Annotated in this window: 6 protein-coding genes; all 6 read right to left on the bottom strand. The window is 74.8% G+C overall.

Translation table 11 applies throughout. The annotated features are described in order from the left end of the window. Positions 1-112: 112 nt before the first annotated feature. The 6 genes from AQI95_RS04935 to AQI95_RS04910 all read right to left on the bottom strand — a co-directional run bounded on the left by AQI95_RS04935 (position 113) and on the right by AQI95_RS04910 (position 17,009). Positions 113-10,840 carry a type I polyketide synthase gene (locus tag AQI95_RS04935; RefSeq protein WP_067117894.1) on the bottom strand — a complete coding sequence of 3,576 codons (10,728 nt, stop codon included), beginning with the start codon at positions 10,838-10,840 and terminating at the stop codon, positions 113-115. Between the two features lie 92 nt (positions 10,841-10,932). Next, complete coding sequence (locus AQI95_RS04930; RefSeq protein ID WP_067117891.1) at positions 10,933-12,213, bottom strand: methylaspartate mutase; 1,281 nt, start codon at positions 12,211-12,213, stop codon at positions 10,933-10,935. Continuing rightward, positions 12,210-12,647, bottom strand: coding sequence for a cobalamin B12-binding domain-containing protein (locus tag AQI95_RS04925; protein ID WP_244188625.1), 438 nt, complete (start codon positions 12,645-12,647; stop codon positions 12,210-12,212). The genes AQI95_RS04930 and AQI95_RS04925 overlap by 4 nt, the downstream gene beginning before the upstream one ends. A 14-nt stretch (positions 12,648-12,661) precedes the next feature. Continuing rightward, positions 12,662-13,900 carry a type III PLP-dependent enzyme domain-containing protein gene (locus AQI95_RS04920; protein WP_067117885.1) on the bottom strand — a complete coding sequence of 413 codons (1,239 nt, stop codon included), beginning with the start codon at positions 13,898-13,900 and terminating at the stop codon, positions 12,662-12,664. Further along, on the bottom strand, positions 13,897-15,450 hold the full coding sequence (locus AQI95_RS04915) for an AMP-binding protein (protein ID WP_067117882.1): 1,554 nt from the start codon (positions 15,448-15,450) through the stop codon (positions 13,897-13,899). The genes AQI95_RS04920 and AQI95_RS04915 overlap by 4 nt, the downstream gene beginning before the upstream one ends. Then, positions 15,447-17,009, bottom strand: coding sequence for an AMP-binding protein (locus tag AQI95_RS04910; RefSeq protein ID WP_067117879.1), 1,563 nt, complete (start codon positions 17,007-17,009; stop codon positions 15,447-15,449). Before AQI95_RS04910 ends, AQI95_RS04915 begins: the two co-directional genes overlap by 4 nt. Positions 17,010-17,029 lie beyond the last annotated feature (20 nt).

Here is a 17,029-nt window from a genome sequence, read left to right as displayed (position 1 = left end):
GTCGGTGTCGCTCCCTGCTGGCTCGGCGGCGCTGGTGACGCGGTGGAGGGTGCGCCGGACTTGGAGGTGTCCCGGTGCCGGACGCGGCGCGTCGTCCGGCACCGGGGTCGGGTCATTGGCTGCCGCTGCGGTCGAGCGCGGCGCGCACCAGATCGGCCACGGCCATGGACTTGATGTCCAGGGCCTGGTCGGCGGGGGCGGGCTCGGGGGCCGGCTCGGACAGCTTCAGCAGGCTGTCGAGCAGGCCTGCCTCCCGGATGCGGTCGACGGGGATGCGCGCGATCAGGGTGCGCACCTCGTCGTCGCCGTGCTGGGCCGCGCCGGTCCCGGGTTCCTCGGTGTCCGGCAGGAGCCGTTCCAGGAGGTGGCCGGCGAGCGCCAGCGGGGTGGCGTAGTCGAAGATCAGCGTGGACGGCAGGCGCCGTCCGCAGACCGTGCCCAGCCGGTTGCGCAGTTCGACGGCGGCGAGCGAGTCGAAGCCCAGCTCGGTGAAGGCGCGGCGTGGTTCGACGGCGGCGGGTCCGGCGTGCCCGAGGACGGCGGCGACCTCGGTGCGGACGGCTTCCAGCACGGTGTGCTCGTGGTCGGCGGCCGGGAGTTCGGCCAGTCGTTCGCCCAGGGTGCGGGCCCGCTCGTCGCGGTCCGCGCGGTGGGCGACGCCGGCCAGGGTGCGCAGCACGGCGGGGACGTCGTCGCCGCGGCGGCGCAGGGCCGCGGTGTCCAGCCGTACGGGCACCAGGGCGGGGTCACCGGAGGCGACGGCGGTGTCGAACAGCGCCAGTGCCTCGGCCGGGTCGAGCGCGCCGATGCCGGAGCGTTCGATGCGCTGGACCTCGGCCGCGTCGAGGCCGGCTCCCATGCCGCCGCCGGACCACAGGCCCCAGGCGAGGGAGGTGGCGGGCAGGCCGAGGGCGGCGCGGTGGGCGGCCAGCGCGTCGAGGAAGACGTTGGCGGCGGCGTAGTTGCCCTGGCCGGAGGCGTCGATGGTGCCGGCGGCCGAGGAGAACAGCACGAAGTGGGACAGCTCCCGGTCCAGGGTCAGTTCGTGCAGGTGCCAGGCGGCGTCCGCCTTGGGCCGCAACACGGTGTCCAGGCGCTCCGGGGTCAGCGAGCCGACCACGCCGTCGGCCAGGACGCCGGCGGTGTGCACGACGCTGTCGACGGGGTGCGCGGCGAGCAGCGCGGCGAGCGCGCCGCGGTCGGCCACGTCACAGGCGACGATCTCGGCCCGAGCGCCCAACTCCACGAGATCCGCACTCAGTTCAGCGGCGCCCGGCGCCTGCGGGCCGCGGCGGCTGGTGAGCACCAGGCGGGTGACGCCGTGCCGTTCGGCGAGGTGGCGGGCGACCAGGGCGCCGAGGCCGCCGGTGCCGCCGGTGACGAGGACGGTGCCCCACGGACGGTCCTCCCGCGCGAAGTCGTCGGCGCGGACCAGACGCGGGGCGTGCGCGCGGCCGTCCCGCCACCGCACCTCCGGCTCCCCGGAGTCGAGGAGCGCGGCCAGCGCGGCCCGGTCCGGCACGGGGCCGTCGGGCGCGGCCCGCTCGACCAGGAGAATCCGGCCGGGTTCCTCGGCCTGCGCGGCCCGCACCAGTCCGAGGACGGCGGCGTCGGCGAGACCGCCGCCGGCCAGGACCACGAGCACCGAATCTGCGAACCGGTCGCCGTCCGACCACGCCCGAAGGGTCTCCAGGGTGCGGCCCAGGGCGTCCCGCACGGCGCCCGGCAGCCGCTCGCCCTCGGCGTGCGGGGCGGTGACCGGCAGGATCACCACGTCGGGCACGGTGCTGCCGAGCGCGGCCAGGTCGCTGCGCAGCGGGGCGCCGAGGCCGAGGTCGTCGTCGCCGAGGACCGCCCAGCTACGGCGGTCGGGACGGCCCGCGGCCTCGGGCAGCGGCTCGTCGGTGACGGCGTACAGGTGGCGCCGCTGCTGCGGGGCGAGCCGGTCGGCGGTGACGGGGCGGGTGACGTAGGACTCGACGGTGGCCAGCGGCCGGCCCTCGGTGTCGGCCAGTTCGATGCGGGTGCCGTCGGTGCCCGGGGTGACGCGGACGCGGGCGGTGAGGGAGCCCTGGGTGTGCAGGGCGACCCCGGTCCAGGCGAAGGGCAGGGCGATGCCCTCGGACCGCTCGCCGCTCTCGGGCCCCTCGCCGTCGCTCGTCTCGCCGTCCAGGAGGGACGTGACGTGCAGGGCGGAGTCCAGGAGCGCCGGGTGCAGGGCGTGCCGGGCCGCGTCCTGCCGGGCGTCGGCGGGCAGTTCGAGTTCGGCGAGGAGGGTGTCGCCCTGCCGCCAGGCGGCGCGAACGCCCTGGAAGACCGGGCCGTAGTCGTATCCCTCGGCGTGCAGGGCCGGGTAGAGGCCGCTGACGTCGAGCGGGGTGGCGCCGGGCGGCGGCCAGGCGCCGGGCGTGGCCTGGGGCGCGGTGGCGGGGCCGGTGAGGGTGCCGGTGGCGTGCCGTGTCCAGCCGTCGTCGGCGGGCGCGTTCTCGGCGCGCGAGTGGATCTCGACGGTGCCGTCGGGACCGGCGGCGACCTGGAGGCGTACGGCGCTGTCCGCGGGCAGCGCCAGCGGCGCCTGCAGGGTGAGTTCCTCCACGACGGGGCGTCCGGTGAGGCGTCCGGCGTGCAGCGCGAGGTCGACGAGGGCGGCGCCGGGCACGAGGACCGTGCCCAGTACGGCGTGCTCGGCGAGGACCGGGTGGGTGACGGCGGAGATCCGGCCGGTGAGCAGCACACCGGCGTCGCCGGGCAGGTCCAGGCGGGCGCTGACCAGCGGGTGGTCGACGGCGGCCAGGCCGTGCCCGGCGGCGTCGCCGGCGCTGACGGCGGAGGTGGGCAGCCAGTACCGGCGGTGGTCGAAGGCGTAGGTGGGCAGGTCGACCCGGCTCCCCGCGTACGTCCCGTACAGTGCCGCCCAGTCGACGTCCGGGCCTCGGGTGTGGACGGCGGCCAACGCGGCCAGCAGGCCCGGCAGTTGGGCGGTGTCCTTGCGGGCCGTGGAGACGAAGGCGGGGTCCTCGGCGTCGGGCAGGCAGTCGGGGCCCATGGCGGTGAGGACGGGCGCGGCACCGAGTTCGAGGAAGGTGTCGGCACCCTTCGCGGCGAGCGTCGTGACGGCGTCGGCGAAGCGCACCGTCTCGCGCACGTGCCGCACCCAGTAGTCGGCGGAGCCGAGTTCGGCGGCGGTGGCCGGGGCGCCGGTGAGGGTGGAGACGATCGGCACGGCGGGCTCCGCGGCCACGATGCCCGTCATGACCTCGCGGAAGGCGACCAGCATGGGCTCCATGCGCGGCGAGTGGAAGGCATGCGACACGCGCAGCCTGCGGGTGGTCGTGAAGTGCGCGGCGATCGCGGTGACGGCGTCCTCGTCGCCGGAGACCACCACGGCCCGCGGACCGTTGACGGCGGCGATCCCGCTCCGCCCGTCCAGCAGCGGAGTCACCTCCTCCTCCGTCGCCTGGACGGCGATCATCGCGCCGCCCTCGGGCAGCGCCTGCATGAGCCGGCCCCGGGCGGCGACCGCGGTGACGGCGTCGTGCAGCGACCACACGCCCGCGACGTGCGCGGCGGCGAACTCGCCGACGGAGTGTCCGGCGAGCCAGTCGGGGCGCAGCCCGAGGGATTCCAGCAGCCGGTAGAGGGCGACCTGGGTGGTGAACAGGGCGGCCTGGGTGTAGGCGGTCTGCTCCAGGGTCGCGGCGTCGTCGCCGAACACGACCTCGGCGAGGGGGCGTTCGAGGTGCTTGTCGAAGAGCGCTGCGGCGCGGTCGAAGTGCTCGGCGTAGACGGGGAAGGCGTCGTACCAGTCGCGGCCCATGCCGGGGCGCTGGGCGCCCTGTCCGGAGAACAGGTAGGCCAGCGTGCCGTCGGTTGCGGAGCCGGTGACGAGCAGGCCCGGCGCGTCGGTGCCGTGTGCCAGGGCGTCCAGAGCGGTGGCGGCCTGGTCGTCGCCGGTGGCGAGGACGACGGCGCGGTGGGGGTGGGTACCCCGTGTGGTGGCCAGGGCCAGGCCGAGGTCGGCGGGGGCGGTGCCGGTCAGCTCCCGCAGACGGCGGGCCTGGCCGCGCAGGGCCTCGGGCGAGCGCGCGGAGACCGGGAGGGCGAGCACCGGCGGGGCGGTGGCCGGGTCGGCCTGCGAAGGCTCCGGCTCGGTGAACTCCTCAAGGATGACATGCGCGTTGGTGCCGCTGATCCCGAACGAGGACACTCCGGCCCGGCGCGGCCGGTCCGGTGCCTGCCACGGGCGCTGCTCGGTGAGCAGTTCCACGGCGCCGGCGCCCCAGTCGACCTGGTGGGACGGTGCGTCCACGTGCAGGGTCTTCGGCAGGACCCCGTTCCGGATCGCCATGACCATCTTGATGATGCCGGCGACTCCGGCGGCGGCCTGGGTGTGCCCCATGTTGGACTTGACGGAGCCCAGCCACAGCGGGCTGTCCTCGGTGTGCTCGGCACCGTAGGTGGCGAGCAGTGCCTGCGCCTCGATCGGGTCGCCGAGCGTCGTACCCGTGCCGTGCGCCTCGACGGCGTCGACGTCGGCCGGGGTGAGCCCGGCTGCGGCCAGCGCGGCGCGGATGACGCGCTGCTGGGAGGGGCCGTTGGGGGCGGTCAGGCCGTTGGAGGCGCCGTCGGAGTTGACGGCGGAGCCGCGGACCACCGCGAGCACCTGGTGGCCGGCCCTGCGGGCGTCGGAGAGGCGCTCGACGACGATCATGCCGGCGCCCTCGCCCCAGCCGGTGCCGTCGGCCGCGGCGGCGAAGGACTTGCAGCGGCCGTCGGCGGCCAGCCCGCGCTGCCGGGCGAAGTCCACGAAGGTGTCCGGCGTCGACATGACGGTGACACCGCCGACCAGGGCGAGATCGCACTCGCCCTGCCGCAGCGCCTGGGCAGCAAGGTGCAGGGTGACCAGCGAGGAGGAGCAGGCGGTGTCGACGGTGACGGCCGGACCCTCCAGTCCGAGGGCGTAGGCGACGCGGCCGGAGACGACGCTGCCGAGGCTGCCGTTGCCGAGGTAGGCGGCGAGATCCTCGGGCACCTCGGCCAGCCAGGTGCCGTAGTCGTGGTACATGACGCCCGCGAACACGCCGGTGCGGGAGCCGCGCAGACGGTTCGGGTCGATGGTGGAGCGCTCCAGCGCCTCCCAGGACACCTCCAGCAGCAGCCGCTGCTGCGGGTCCATGGCGGTGGCCTCGCGCGGGCTGATACCGAAGAACCCGGCGTCGAACTCGGCGGCGTCGTACAGGAAGGCGCCCTGGCGGGTGTAGGTGCGGCCGGGGGTGCCCGGCTCCGGGTCGTAGAGCGTCTCGGTGTCCCAGCCGCGGTCCGCCGGGAAGTCGCCGACCGCGTCGGCGCCGTCGGCGACGAGCCGCCACAGGTCCTCGGGGGAACGGACCCCGCCGGGGTAGCGGCAGCTCATCCCGACGATGACGATCGGGTCGTCGTCGCCTGCCGTGCGCGTGACGGGGGCGGCGGTCTCCTGCGGACCGGTGCCGAAGAGGGTGTCGCGGATGTGGTCGGCGAGGACGCGGGAGGTGGGGTGGTCGAAGACGAGGGTGGCGGGCAGCCGCAGTCCGGTGACGGTGCCCAGCCGGTTGCGCAGCTCCACGGCGGCCAGCGAGTCGAAGCCGAGGTCGGTGAAGGCCCGGCCGGGGTCGATGGCGGACGGCCCGTCGTGCCGCAGCACGGCCGCCACTTCGGTGCGCACCAGGTCGAGCACCGCACGGTCGCGGTCGGCGGCGGGCAGTGCGGCGAGCTGTCCGTCCGTGGCCGGGGCGGGAGCGGCGGTGCTCGCCGCGGCCCGGCGGATCGCCGGACGGACGAGGCCGGTCAGCAGCGGCGGTATGCCGTCGGGTCGGCGGCGTACGGCGGCGGCGTCGATCTCCACGGGCACCAGGTGGGGGGCGCGGCTTCGCAGGGCGGCGTCGAACAGCTCCAGCGAGCGTTCGGCGGACAGGCCGGGGATGCCGTGGCCCGCGATGCGCTCCAGGGCCGTGGTGTCCAGGGCGGCGCCCATGCCGCTGTCGGTGGCCCACAGGCCCCAGGCGAGCGCGGTGGCGGGCAGGCCGAGTGCGGCGCGGTGCTCGGCGAGGGCGTCGAGGTAGGCGTTGGCGGCCGCGTAGTTGCCCTGGCCGGGGCCGTCGAGGACGGCGGCGAGGGAGGAGAACAGGACGAAGTGGGCGAGGTCGCGGTCGCGGGTCAGCTCGTGCAGGTGCCAGGCGCCGAGGGCCTTCGCGTGGAAGACCTCGTCCACCATGTCGCCGGTGAGGGTGTCCACGATGCCGTCGTGGACGGTGCCGGCCGCGTGGACGACGGAGTCGACGGGGTGCTCGTCGAGCAGGCGGCGCAGGGCCTCGCGGTCGCCGACGTCGCAGGCGGCCACGGTCACCTCGGCGCCGAGCGCGGTGAGTTCGGCCGCCGGCCCGGTCGCGGTGCCGCGGCGGCCGACGAGCAGCAGCCTGCGTACGCCGTGGGCACTGACCAGGTGCCGGGCGAGCAGTGCGCCGAGGCCGCCGGTGCCGCCGGTGACGAGGACGGTGCCCCAGTCGGCGGCGGGCGCGGGGTCGGCGGTGGGCTGCGCGACGAGGCGCGGGACGCTGAACCCGCCGTCGGTCAGGGAGAGTTCGGGTTCGCCGGTGGCGAGGATCCGGCGCAGGTCGGCTTCGCCGGGCAGGGTCTCGTGCTCGACGAGGACGTACCGCCCGGGGTTCTCGGCCTGGGCGGAGCGCACCAGGCCGCGGACGGCCGCGTGGGCGGGGGCGGCGGGCGGGGTGACGACGACGAGCCGGGTCCCGGCGAGCCGTTCGTCCGTCTGCCAGGTCTGCAGCAGCCGCAGTACGTCGAGGACATGGGCGCGTGCCGTGGCGGCGTCGGCGTCGGCCGGGCCGGGCACGCGGTGCACGACGGCGTCCGGGGCGGGGCCGTCGAGGAGCGCGTCGACGGAGTCCGCGAGGACGGCGGTACGCAGGGGTGCGGTGGTCGCCGGTCGGGGGTACGGCGACCACCGCACGGCGTACAGGACGTCATCGGCCTGTACGGGACGGGAGGTCAGGGCCTCGATGTCGGCCACCGGGGCGCCGGTGGCGTCGGCGAGGTGCAGGGCGATGGTGTCGCCGCCGCTGCCGGTGATCTTCACGCGCAGCGCGGACGCGCCGGCGGCGTGCAGGGTGACGCCGGTCCAGGCGAACGGCACCAGTACCTCGGGGCGCGGCGGGGCGTCGAGGTCGGCGGCGTGCAGCGCGGCGTCGAGCAGCGCCGGATGCAGTCCGAACCCGGCGGCGTCGGCGGCGGCTTCGGCGGGCAGGGCGACCTCGGCGTAGACGTCGTCGCCGTGTCGCCAGGCGGCGCGCAGTCCCTGGAAGGCGGGTCCGTAGCCGTATCCCTGGTCGGCGAGGCCGGTGTAGACGCCCGCGACGTCGAGCGGCCGGGCGTCCTGCGGCGGCCATGCGGTCAGGTCGGCCGTTGCGGACGGGGCGGTGGCGGTGAGGACACCGGCGGCGTGCTGGGTCCAGGGGGCGGCCTCGTCGGCGCGGGTGTGGACGGTGACGGTGCGGCGTGCGGAGTCGTCGGGTTCGCCGACGGCGACCTGGACGGCGACGTCGTCGTCGGCGCGCAGCACGAGCGGGGCGCCCAGGGTCAGTTCCTCCAGGCCCGCCGCGCCGACGTGGTCGCCGGCGCGCAGGGCGAGTTCGACGAAGGCGGTGCCGGGGAACAGCACCCGTCCGGCGATGACGTGGTCGGCGAGCCAGGGCTGGGTGCGGGTCGACAGACGGCCGGTGAGGACGACGCCCTCGGCTCCGACGGCGACCACGGCCGCGAGCAGCGGGTGTCCGGCGGGGAGCTGGCCGAGGCCGGTGGCGTCGGTGGCGCTGCTCTGCTCCAGCCAGAAGCGGCGCCGCTGGAAGGGGTAGCGGGGCACGTCGATACGGTGTCCGCCGAGGGAGGCGAAGTGCCGCTGCCAGTCGACGGGGACGCCCCGGGCGTGGGCGGCGGCGAGCGCGCCGACGGCCTCGCGGGCCTCGGGCCGCTCGCGCCGCAGCACCGGCAGGAAGGCGGTGCCGGGGGCGTCGGTGCAGTCCGGGCCCATGGCGGACAGGACCGCGTCGGGGCCGATCTCCAGGAAGGTCCGGACGCCGGCGTCGGCGAGCGCGCGGACGGCGTCGTGGAAGCGGACCCGGGCGCGGACGTGCTCCACCCAGTACTCGGGGTCGCACAGCTCGGCGGTGACGAGGGCGCCGGTGACGGTCGAGACCACCGGCAGCTTCGGCTCGGCGTAGTCCAGGACGTGCACGACGCTGCGGAACTCGGCGAGCATCGGTTCCATCAGCGGCGAGTGGAAGGCGTGGCTGACCCGCAGGCGCTTGGTGTCGTGGCCGCGCGCGGCGAGTTCGGCGGCGATGCGCTCGACGTCGGCCGCGTCGCCGGAGACGACCACGGCGGCGGGGCCGTTCACGGCGGCGATGCCGGTGCGCGGTGTGAGCAGCGGTGCCACCTCGTCCTCGGTGGCGCGTACGGCGACCATGGCGCCGCCCTCGGGGAGCCGTTGCATGAGCCGGCCGCGGGCGGCGGTGAGGATCGTCGCGTCCTGGAGGGTGAGCACGCCGGCCACGTGCGCGGCGGCGATCTCGCCGACGGAGTGCCCGGCGAGCTGGTCCGGGGTCAGGCCCCAGCTCTCCAGGAGCCGGTGGAGGGCGACCTCCACGGCGAACAGGGCGGGCTGCGCGTACTCGGTGCGGTGCAGCAGCCCGTCCTCCTCGCTGCCGGGCTCGGCGAACAGGACGTCCTTGAGGGGCCGGTCGAGCTGGAGGTCGAAGTGGGCGCAGACGTCGTCCAGGGCGTCGGCGAACACCGGGTAGGCGGCGGCGAGTTCACGGCCCATCCCGATGCGCTGACTGCCCTGGCCGGTGAAGAGGAAGCCCAGGTCGCCGTCGGAGCGGGCTGCCGTCGGTGCGCCGTCGGAGACCAGCTCGTGCAGGGCGGCGCGCAGTTCGCCGCGGTCGGCGGCGACGAGGACCGCCCGGTCGGACAGGGCGGCACGGGTGGTGGCCAGCGAGCGGGCGAGGTCCAGCGGGTCGGCCTCGTCCGTCAGGGGCAGCAGGTCGGCGGCGCGGGCCCGCAGGGCGGCCTCGCCGCGCGCGGACAGCGTGAACGGCAGCGGGGTGCCGGCCGGAAGGGCCGGGCGCTCGTCCGCCTCGGCCTCCTCGGGTTCCGGCTGCTCCAGGATGACGTGCGCGTTGGTTCCGCTGACCCCGAACGACGACACGCCCGCGCGCCGCACCCGGCCGGTCTCGGGCCACCGGCGGTGCTCGGTGACGAGTTCCACGGCCCCCGTCGACCAGTTGACGGCCGGGGTGGGCTCGTCGACGTGCAGCGTCGCCGGTACCTGGCCGTGCCGCATGGCCAGGATCGTCTTGATCACGCCGGCGACACCGGCGGCGGCCTGGGTGTGTCCGAGGTTGGACTTGACCGAGCCGAGCAGCAGGGGGGCGCCTTCGGGGCGGCCCTGACCGTAGGTGGCGAGGAGTGCGGTGGCCTCGATGGGGTCACCGAGCCGGGTGCCGGTGCCGTGCGCCTCGACCACGTCGACGTCGGCGGCGGTGAGCCCCGCGTCGGCGAGGGCCCGGCGGATCAGCCGCTGCTGGGAGGTGCCGTTGGGCGCGGTCAGGCCGTTGGAGGCGCCGTCCTGGTTGACGGCGGAGCCACGGACGACGGCCAGCACCTGATGGCCGTTGCGGCGGGCGTCGCCGAGCCGCTCCAGGACGAGCACACCGACGCCCTCGGCGAATCCGGTGCCGTCGGCGCCGGCGGCGAACGCCTTGCAGCGGCCGTCGGGCGCGAGCCCGCGCTGCCGGCTGAAGGCGGTGAACACACCGGGTCCGCCCATCACGGCCACACCGCCCGCGAGGGCGAGCGAGGACTCGCCCTGCCGCAGCGAGCGGCACGCCAGGTGGACCGCGACCAGGGCGGCGGAGCAGGCGGTGTCGACGGTGACCGCGGGGCCCTCGGCGCCCAGCACATAGGCGACGCGGCCGGAGATGACGCTGGAGGCGTTCCCGGCGAGCAGGTAGGCGTCGAGGCCGTCCGGGGCGTCGTGCAGGCGCGGCCCGTACTCCTGCACCTCGGCGCCGAAGAACATGCCGGCCGGGGTGCCGCGCAGCATCGTGGGGTCGATGCCGGCGTCCTCCAGGGCCTGCCAGGAGGTCTCCAGGACGAGGCGCTGCTGCGGGTCCATGCCGAGCGCCTCGCGCGGACTGATGCCGAAGAACTCGGCGTCGAACTCGGTGGCCGTGTCGAGGAATCCGCCGTTGCGGACGTAAGAGCTGCCGGGTACCTCGGGATCCTCGTCGTAGAGGGCGTCGAGGTCCCAGCCGCGATCCTGGGGGAAGCCCGAGAGCACTTCGCCGCCCTCGGTCAGCAGCCGCCACAGGTCGGCGGGTGAGGAGATGCCGCCGGGGAAGCGGCAGCCGATGCCGACGACCGCGATCGGTTCGTCGGCGCTGCCGTCACCGGCCGGCTCGGGGTGCTCGTCCGCCGTGCCGTGGACCTCGGCGAGCAGCCGGGCGGCCAGGTCGTGGACGGTGGGGCAGTCGTAGGCGAGGCCGACCGGCAGGTCGAGGCCGGTGCGCTCGGTCAGCCGCCGGTGCAGGTCGACCGCGGCGAGCGAGTCGAGTCCCAGCGCGGCGAACGGGGTGGCCGCGTCCACCGAGTCCACCGTGCCCGGCCGCGCCGCTTCGATCGCCTCGGTCACGGCCGTGCGCACCAGTTCGGTGACCAGCCTGCGGTGCTGGGAGGGTACGGCCGTGGCGAGCCGTCGTCCCAGAGCTGAATCGGATCCGGGCCCGTTCATCCACGCATCTCCACTTTCGGCCGACACCGGTTTTCCTCACCTTTTTCCACACGGTAATGACGGCCCCTGAAAGGCCACACCCTTAAGCACCCCTAGGGGTGGGCGCCTTCCAGGGCCACTGCGTCCTCGGGGTCGTGCCGGTCGAACGAACGACGCACATAGGACAGGGAGTCGAGCAGATCCGCGGAGGTGATGGCCTCGGCCGGGCGTACGTCGGCGATGCCGTGCAGCGGCATCTTTCCGATGTCGGACCAGCGGAGTCGACCGTCCGCGTCGATATAGCTCCGGCTGAATCCGGCGTTGTCCGGATGCAGACAGTAGGGAACGTCGAGAAGGCCCCTGGCGAACGCCGCGAGCAGCGCCGCGCCGAGGTCGTCGTCCAGCTCCAGCACCGCGTCGACCAGGGCGGACGCTTCGGCGTACGTCTGGGTGCCGGGGCCGTCCAGGGGGGCGCGCGGTGTGCGTGCGGCGACCGCCGCCGCGTATTCGAGGGCGGCGACGTTCTCGGCGACGGTGGGAATGCGCTGGGATTCCGCGACGGTTTTCACGATGAGCCGTTCGGAGCCGCTGGCGACGGCGAGTTCGGCGGCTTTGCCGAGCAGCCGGTAGGCGCCGTGCTCGGTTACCGGATACAGCCCCATGTAGGCGTAGACGACGACATGCCATTCGGTGTCCGGCAGGAAGCGTGTGCACAGGCTGCGCAACGCGGCCACCGCTTCGGCGTCCTGAAGCGGATCGGTCTGCTGGGCGTAACTCACGGAAATGCTGCGGATGCCGTACCGGTGGAAGAACATCGCCTCCAGGACGCTGACCGCGACCAGCAGGCTGGGCGGGCAGAGCTGGCCGAGGACGCAGCCGCCGAAGGTCTCCAGGTGCGGTGCGGCGCCCGGCGCGCAGAGGGTGGCGAGCAGTTCGCAGGAGGCCGCCCAGTGGGCGACGGACTCGCGCAGCGGGACGCGGCCGTAGGGCAGGCAGTAGGAGACCGGTCCGCCTTCGGAGGCGTCGAGCCCGACGGCCATCAGGGCCCGGAAGATGTCCTGCGGCGCGGCCGAGCCGTGCCGGACCTGGACCGGGAAGCCGGGGCCGCGGATCTGGTCGAGCACTTGCAGGGTGGTGCTGGTCTCGTGGCTCACGATGGGGTAGCCGTTGAGGGCGACGCCCTCGAGGACGGCCAGTTTGGCCGACTCCAGGTCGCCGACCCGGGTGTAGCTGTCCAGGGTGAGCGTGCCGACGGTGGTCGCCGCGGCGTCGCGGGTGGCGAGCAGCCCGGCGCGCATCCGATCCGGGCTGCTCATCCCCATCCGGGGCTGGACCACGAGGTGGCCGGCGTCGTGAGCCCGGCGCACGAACGCGCCGAACCCGACGCCGGTCACACCAGGGCTCGTTGCGGCAGTGTGTCGAGCATCCGCCGGAAGGCGGCGACACCCTCGGCGCTGTCGTCGAACACCTCGGTGTAGCCGGCGTCGCGCAGCGCCGTCACCTCCTCGGTGCCGCAGGGGCCGGCGATCCCGAGCTTGCCGCCGATGACGGCGGGCACGTCGGCGAGTTCGGGGTGCTCGCGCAGCCGGGTGACGGTGCGCATGCCGTCGTGGTAGCCGTGGCCGTTGACGCTGCTGACCACGATGAGGGCCGGGCGGTGGGCCAGGGCCTCGGCGATGAGCAGGTCCTCGGGGACGCAGGGGCCGAGGTTGACCACGCGGTGCCCGTGCTCCTCGAGGAGGAGCTGGAGGTAGACGAGGTTCCAGGTGTGGGAGTCGGAGATACCGCCGGCCACGAGCACGGGCTGATCGCCGGGGGTGGGGGTCATCGGGGAGGGGCTCATCACAGGGCCTGTCCGTGTTCGTAGGTTCGGGTGTGCTGGATACGGGAGACGGAGACGACGTCGTCGCCGCGTACGACGATCTCGGCGGGCGCGGGCCTGCCGAGGAACATCAGGAGGCTGGCCGTCGGGCCGTAGGCACCGGCGTTGGGCACGGTGAGCACGGCGCCCGGTGCCAGTTCGGGCAGCGGAACGTTTCGGCCGAGCAGGTCGCCCGGGGTGCACAGCGGCCCGGCCAGGCTCGCCGGTGTGCCGTCGACGCCCACGGACTCGTACGGCTCGACGGACACCGGCAGGATGCGGCCGAGTCCGGACATGCCGCCGAAGGTGTTGATGCCGGCGTCGAGGACGAGATAGCGGGTGTCGCGGCTGTCCTTGACGTTGACGACGGACGTGAGCAGGGTGCCGCTGTCGGCGACCAGGTAGCGGCCCGACTCGCAGGCGATCCGCGGAGCGCCCTCGCGCCAGCCGGGGAAGTGCGCGTCCAGCGTCTCGGCCAGGGCGTCGCGCAGCTCGCGGTAGACCGGCCGCTCGCCCTGCACGGCGTACGGAGCGGCGAACCCGCCGCCGATGTCGACGAAGCGGAACGTGACGCCGAGTGCGTCCTGCAGGGCGGCGGCGGTGGCGATGGTGTGGCGGAACTCGGCGATGAGGCTCGCCTCGTCCTTGGCGTTGCTCAGCGGGAAGAAGTGCAGTCCGGCGATGGTGGCGCCGGGCACGTCGCGCAGGGCGGCGGCGAGGCCGGGCAGGGTCTCGCTGTCGAAGCCGAACTGCGAGGGCACACCCGTCATGCGGATGCTGGTGGCCGCCGCGCCCGTGGCGTTGTTGACCCGGATCAGGCAGTCGGCGGTCAGGCCGAGGGCGAGCGCGGTCTCGCCGACGCGGCGCAGATCGCCGTAGGACTCGGTGGAGAACAGGCGCACGCCTCGGGTCAGCGCCTCGGTGAGTTCCTCGGTGGTCTTGCCGGGGCCGGTGTACAGGATCCGCTCGCCCGGGAAGCCGGCCTGCAGGGCGGCGTCGAGTTCGCCGACGGAGCTGATCTCGGCGCGGCAGCCACGGGCCGCGCCGGTGCGCAGCTCGCGCAGCAGCTCGGGGTGCGGGTTGGCCTTGGCGGCGTAGAAGACCTCGACCTCGTCGGGCAGCGCGGCGAACAGGTCGTCGCGGGCCGTGGCCACCCGGTCCAGGTCGTAGACGTAGGACGGGGTACCGAAGCGCTCCGCCAGTTCGGTGGGGCCGGTCACGGGGTGGTTCCTTCCAGGAGGCGGGCGAGCTGCTTGCGGTCGTGCTTGCCGTGCGGGGTCAGCGGCAGCTCGTCGACGACGCGGCTCACCCCGGGCACCTTGGCGGGCTCCAGCCGCAGGGACAGCTCCTTGAGCAGGGTGTGCGGGTCGATGTCGCCCTCGGCGAACACCGCGAGGTCGCGGCCGGGAGCCGGCGGCACGACGGCGGCGGCACGGACGCCGGGAATGTCGGTGGCGGCGCCCTCGATCTCGGTGGTGCTCATGCGCACGCCCTTGTGCTTGAACATGTCGTCGCGGCGGCCCTCGTAGTACAGGAACCCGTCCTCGTCGACGTGGCCGAAGTCGCCGGTGTGCAGCCGCAGTCCGCCGTCCGGGGCGGGGCGGAAGGCGCGGGCGGTCTGCTCGGGTGCGCGCCAGTAGCCGGGCATGACGTGCGGTCCCTCGACCACGATCTCGCCGGTCTCCCAGGGCGGCAGCGCCCTGCCCTCGTCGTCCACGGCGAAGGCGCGGGTGCCGGGGAGCGGGCGGCCGACCGAGTCGGGCTTGGCGTCCTGGTGGGAGGGCGGCAGCACGGAGACGCGCTTGCACTCGGTCTGCCCGAACTGGATGATCACCTCCGCGCCGGGGAAGGCGGTGCGCAGCCCGTCGGCGGTGGTCTTCGGGAGCGCGGCACCGGTGTTGGTGAACATGCGCACCCGGGACTCCTGGCTCGGCTCGCGTTCGGCGAGGGCGCAGATCATGGTGGCCAGGGACGGCACGATCGGGACGACGGTGGCGCCGGTCTCCCGGATGCGGCGCAGCAGCACCAGGTCCGACTCGCCGTCGGCGAGCACGAGTTCGCTGCGTCCGGCGGCGGTGAGCAGCACCTTGTACAGGCCGTAGTCCCAGGAGATGGGGAAGCGGCAGAACACCACGTCGTCGGGGCGGTAGCCGAGTTCGAGGTTGATGGCCTCGGTGGCGAAGACCATCCGGCCGTGCGGGCAGATCACCGCCTTCGGGGCGGCGGTCGAGCCGGAGGTGTAGACGAGGACGGCGAGGTCCTCGGGGCCGACCTCGGCGCCGCCGGAGCGGGCTCCGCGCACCCGCAGGGCGGTGATGCCCTGCCACGCCTCGCCGAGTCCGAGGACCGGTACGCCCTCGGCGAGGGCGGCGATCCGCTCGACGGCCGGGTCGGAGACGACGAGCAGCGCGGGCTCGGAGTTCTCGACGACCGCCCGCAGGTGGAAGTCCTTCATGCCGGTGTTGACGGGGACCAGGACGGCGCCGCGGCGCGCGGTGCCGTACATGAGCGCGACCAGTTCGCGGGTGCTGGGCAGCTGGACGAGGACCCGGTCGCCGTGGCCGATGCCGTGCTCCTCCAGCCAGGCGTCGACGGCGTGGCTGTGGGCGGCGAGTTCGCGGTACGTCCAGCGGCCCGCGCCGTCGGCGACGGCGGGGGCGTCGGGGTGCTCGGCGGTGGCCTCGTCGAGCAGGTCGTGCACACGGGCGTCGCTGCGCGCGTCACGCACCGGGGCGTCCGCGCGGGCCTGCGCTGTCGGTTGACCGTTCACTGCGACTCCTGCCGCCTTTCATGAGTGCGTGCCGTCCCGGCGGTCTGCCGCATGGCCGTGGCCTGGGAGGCGAGCTTCCTGCGATCGGTCTTGCGGTTGGAGTTGAGCGGGAGCGTGTCCAGGTGGTGGTAGGCGCGCGGGACGACCGCGGCCGGCAGCAGCTCCCGCAGGTGGCGGGCGAGGCGGGCGGGCGGGACCGGTTCGCCGGTGTGGAAGACGGCCAGCTCGACCGTGCCGTCCACGGGCACCGCCACGGTCACGGCGTCCTCGACTCCCGGGCAGGTGCGTGCGGCGGCGTCCACCTCGGCCAGTTCCGTCCGCACCCCGTGCACCTGGACCTGTGCGTCCTGCCGGCCGAGGTACAGCCAGCCGCCGTCCTGCGCGCGTCGGACGCGGTCGCCGGTGCGGTAGAAGCGGTGACCGCCGTGGTCGAGGAACCGTCCGGTGTCGTCGCCCGGGTCGAGGTAGCCGGGCGTCGACTGGGGCCCGGCGATGCACAGTTCGCCCTCGTCGTCGCCCGTGGGCGCGCCTTCGGCATCCAGCAGCAGGACCTCGTGGCCGGGGTGTACGGCGCCGATGGGCACCATGTCGTTGAGGTACTGCCCCGGTGTCCAGCGCTGGGCGGTGACGGTGATGGTCAGCTCGGTCGGGCCGTACAGGTTCTCCAGCGTCGCCCGCGGCGCGGCGACGGCCCAGTCCTCGGCGTCCTTGCAGCTGAGCGCCTCCCCCGCGAAGAAGCTCCAGCGCAGCGACGGCAGCGCGCCCGGCTCGAGTCCGCCGGTGCGGCGCACCAGGGTGATCGCGCTGGGCGTGGAGAACCACACGGTCATGCCCTGCTCGGCCACGAACTCCGGCAGATGCGCGTACGCCTGCGGCGGGATCGGTACGAGGGCGGCGCCGGCGCCCCAGGCGCAGAACAGGTCGAACATCGCGCAGTCGAAGTTGAGGTCGAAGGTCTGCGAGAAGACGTCGTGCGGACCGAAGTCGTAGCGCTCGTCGAGCAGACCGAAGTAGTGCGCGGTGTTGGCGTGGGTGACCGGCACGCCCTTGGGGCGGCCGGTGGAGCCGGAGGTGAACAGGACATAGGCGATGTCGGCGGGGCGGGCGGGCATGGGCGCCTTCAGGGCGCTGTCCCCGTCGACGGCGAGCGCCGGCATCGGCTGCCCGCCCGGCGCGAACAGCGTCGGCAGACCGACACCCTCCGCGTGCAGCGCGGTCAGGGCGGGCAGCGCGTCGTCGTCGGCGAGCAGTGCGCCGACCCCGGCGGCCTCGATCATCTGCCGGGTGCGGGCGGCGGGGAAGGCCGGCTGCAGCGGGACGACGGTGACCCCGCTGTACAGACCGGCCAGCAGCGCGGCGTACGCCGTGGGTCCCTTGCCCGCCAGCACACCCACGGCGGGCGGCCGGTCGGGCAGCCCCGCGAGCAGTGAGCCGGCCAGCACCAGGGCGCGTTCGTGCAGTTCGCGGTAGGTGGTGTCGACGCCGTCGACGCGCAGCGCGGGCCGGTCGGGGGCGAGGGCCAGCCCGCGCAGGAACCGGCCGGACAGCGTGCCGTCCATGGTGGGATCCACGAATGGCC

It is taken from the genome of Streptomyces yokosukanensis (genome assembly GCF_001514035.1).
GTDB lineage: Bacteria > Actinomycetota > Actinomycetes > Streptomycetales > Streptomycetaceae > Streptomyces > Streptomyces yokosukanensis.
This window is presented reverse-complemented; position numbering and strand designations above follow the sequence as displayed.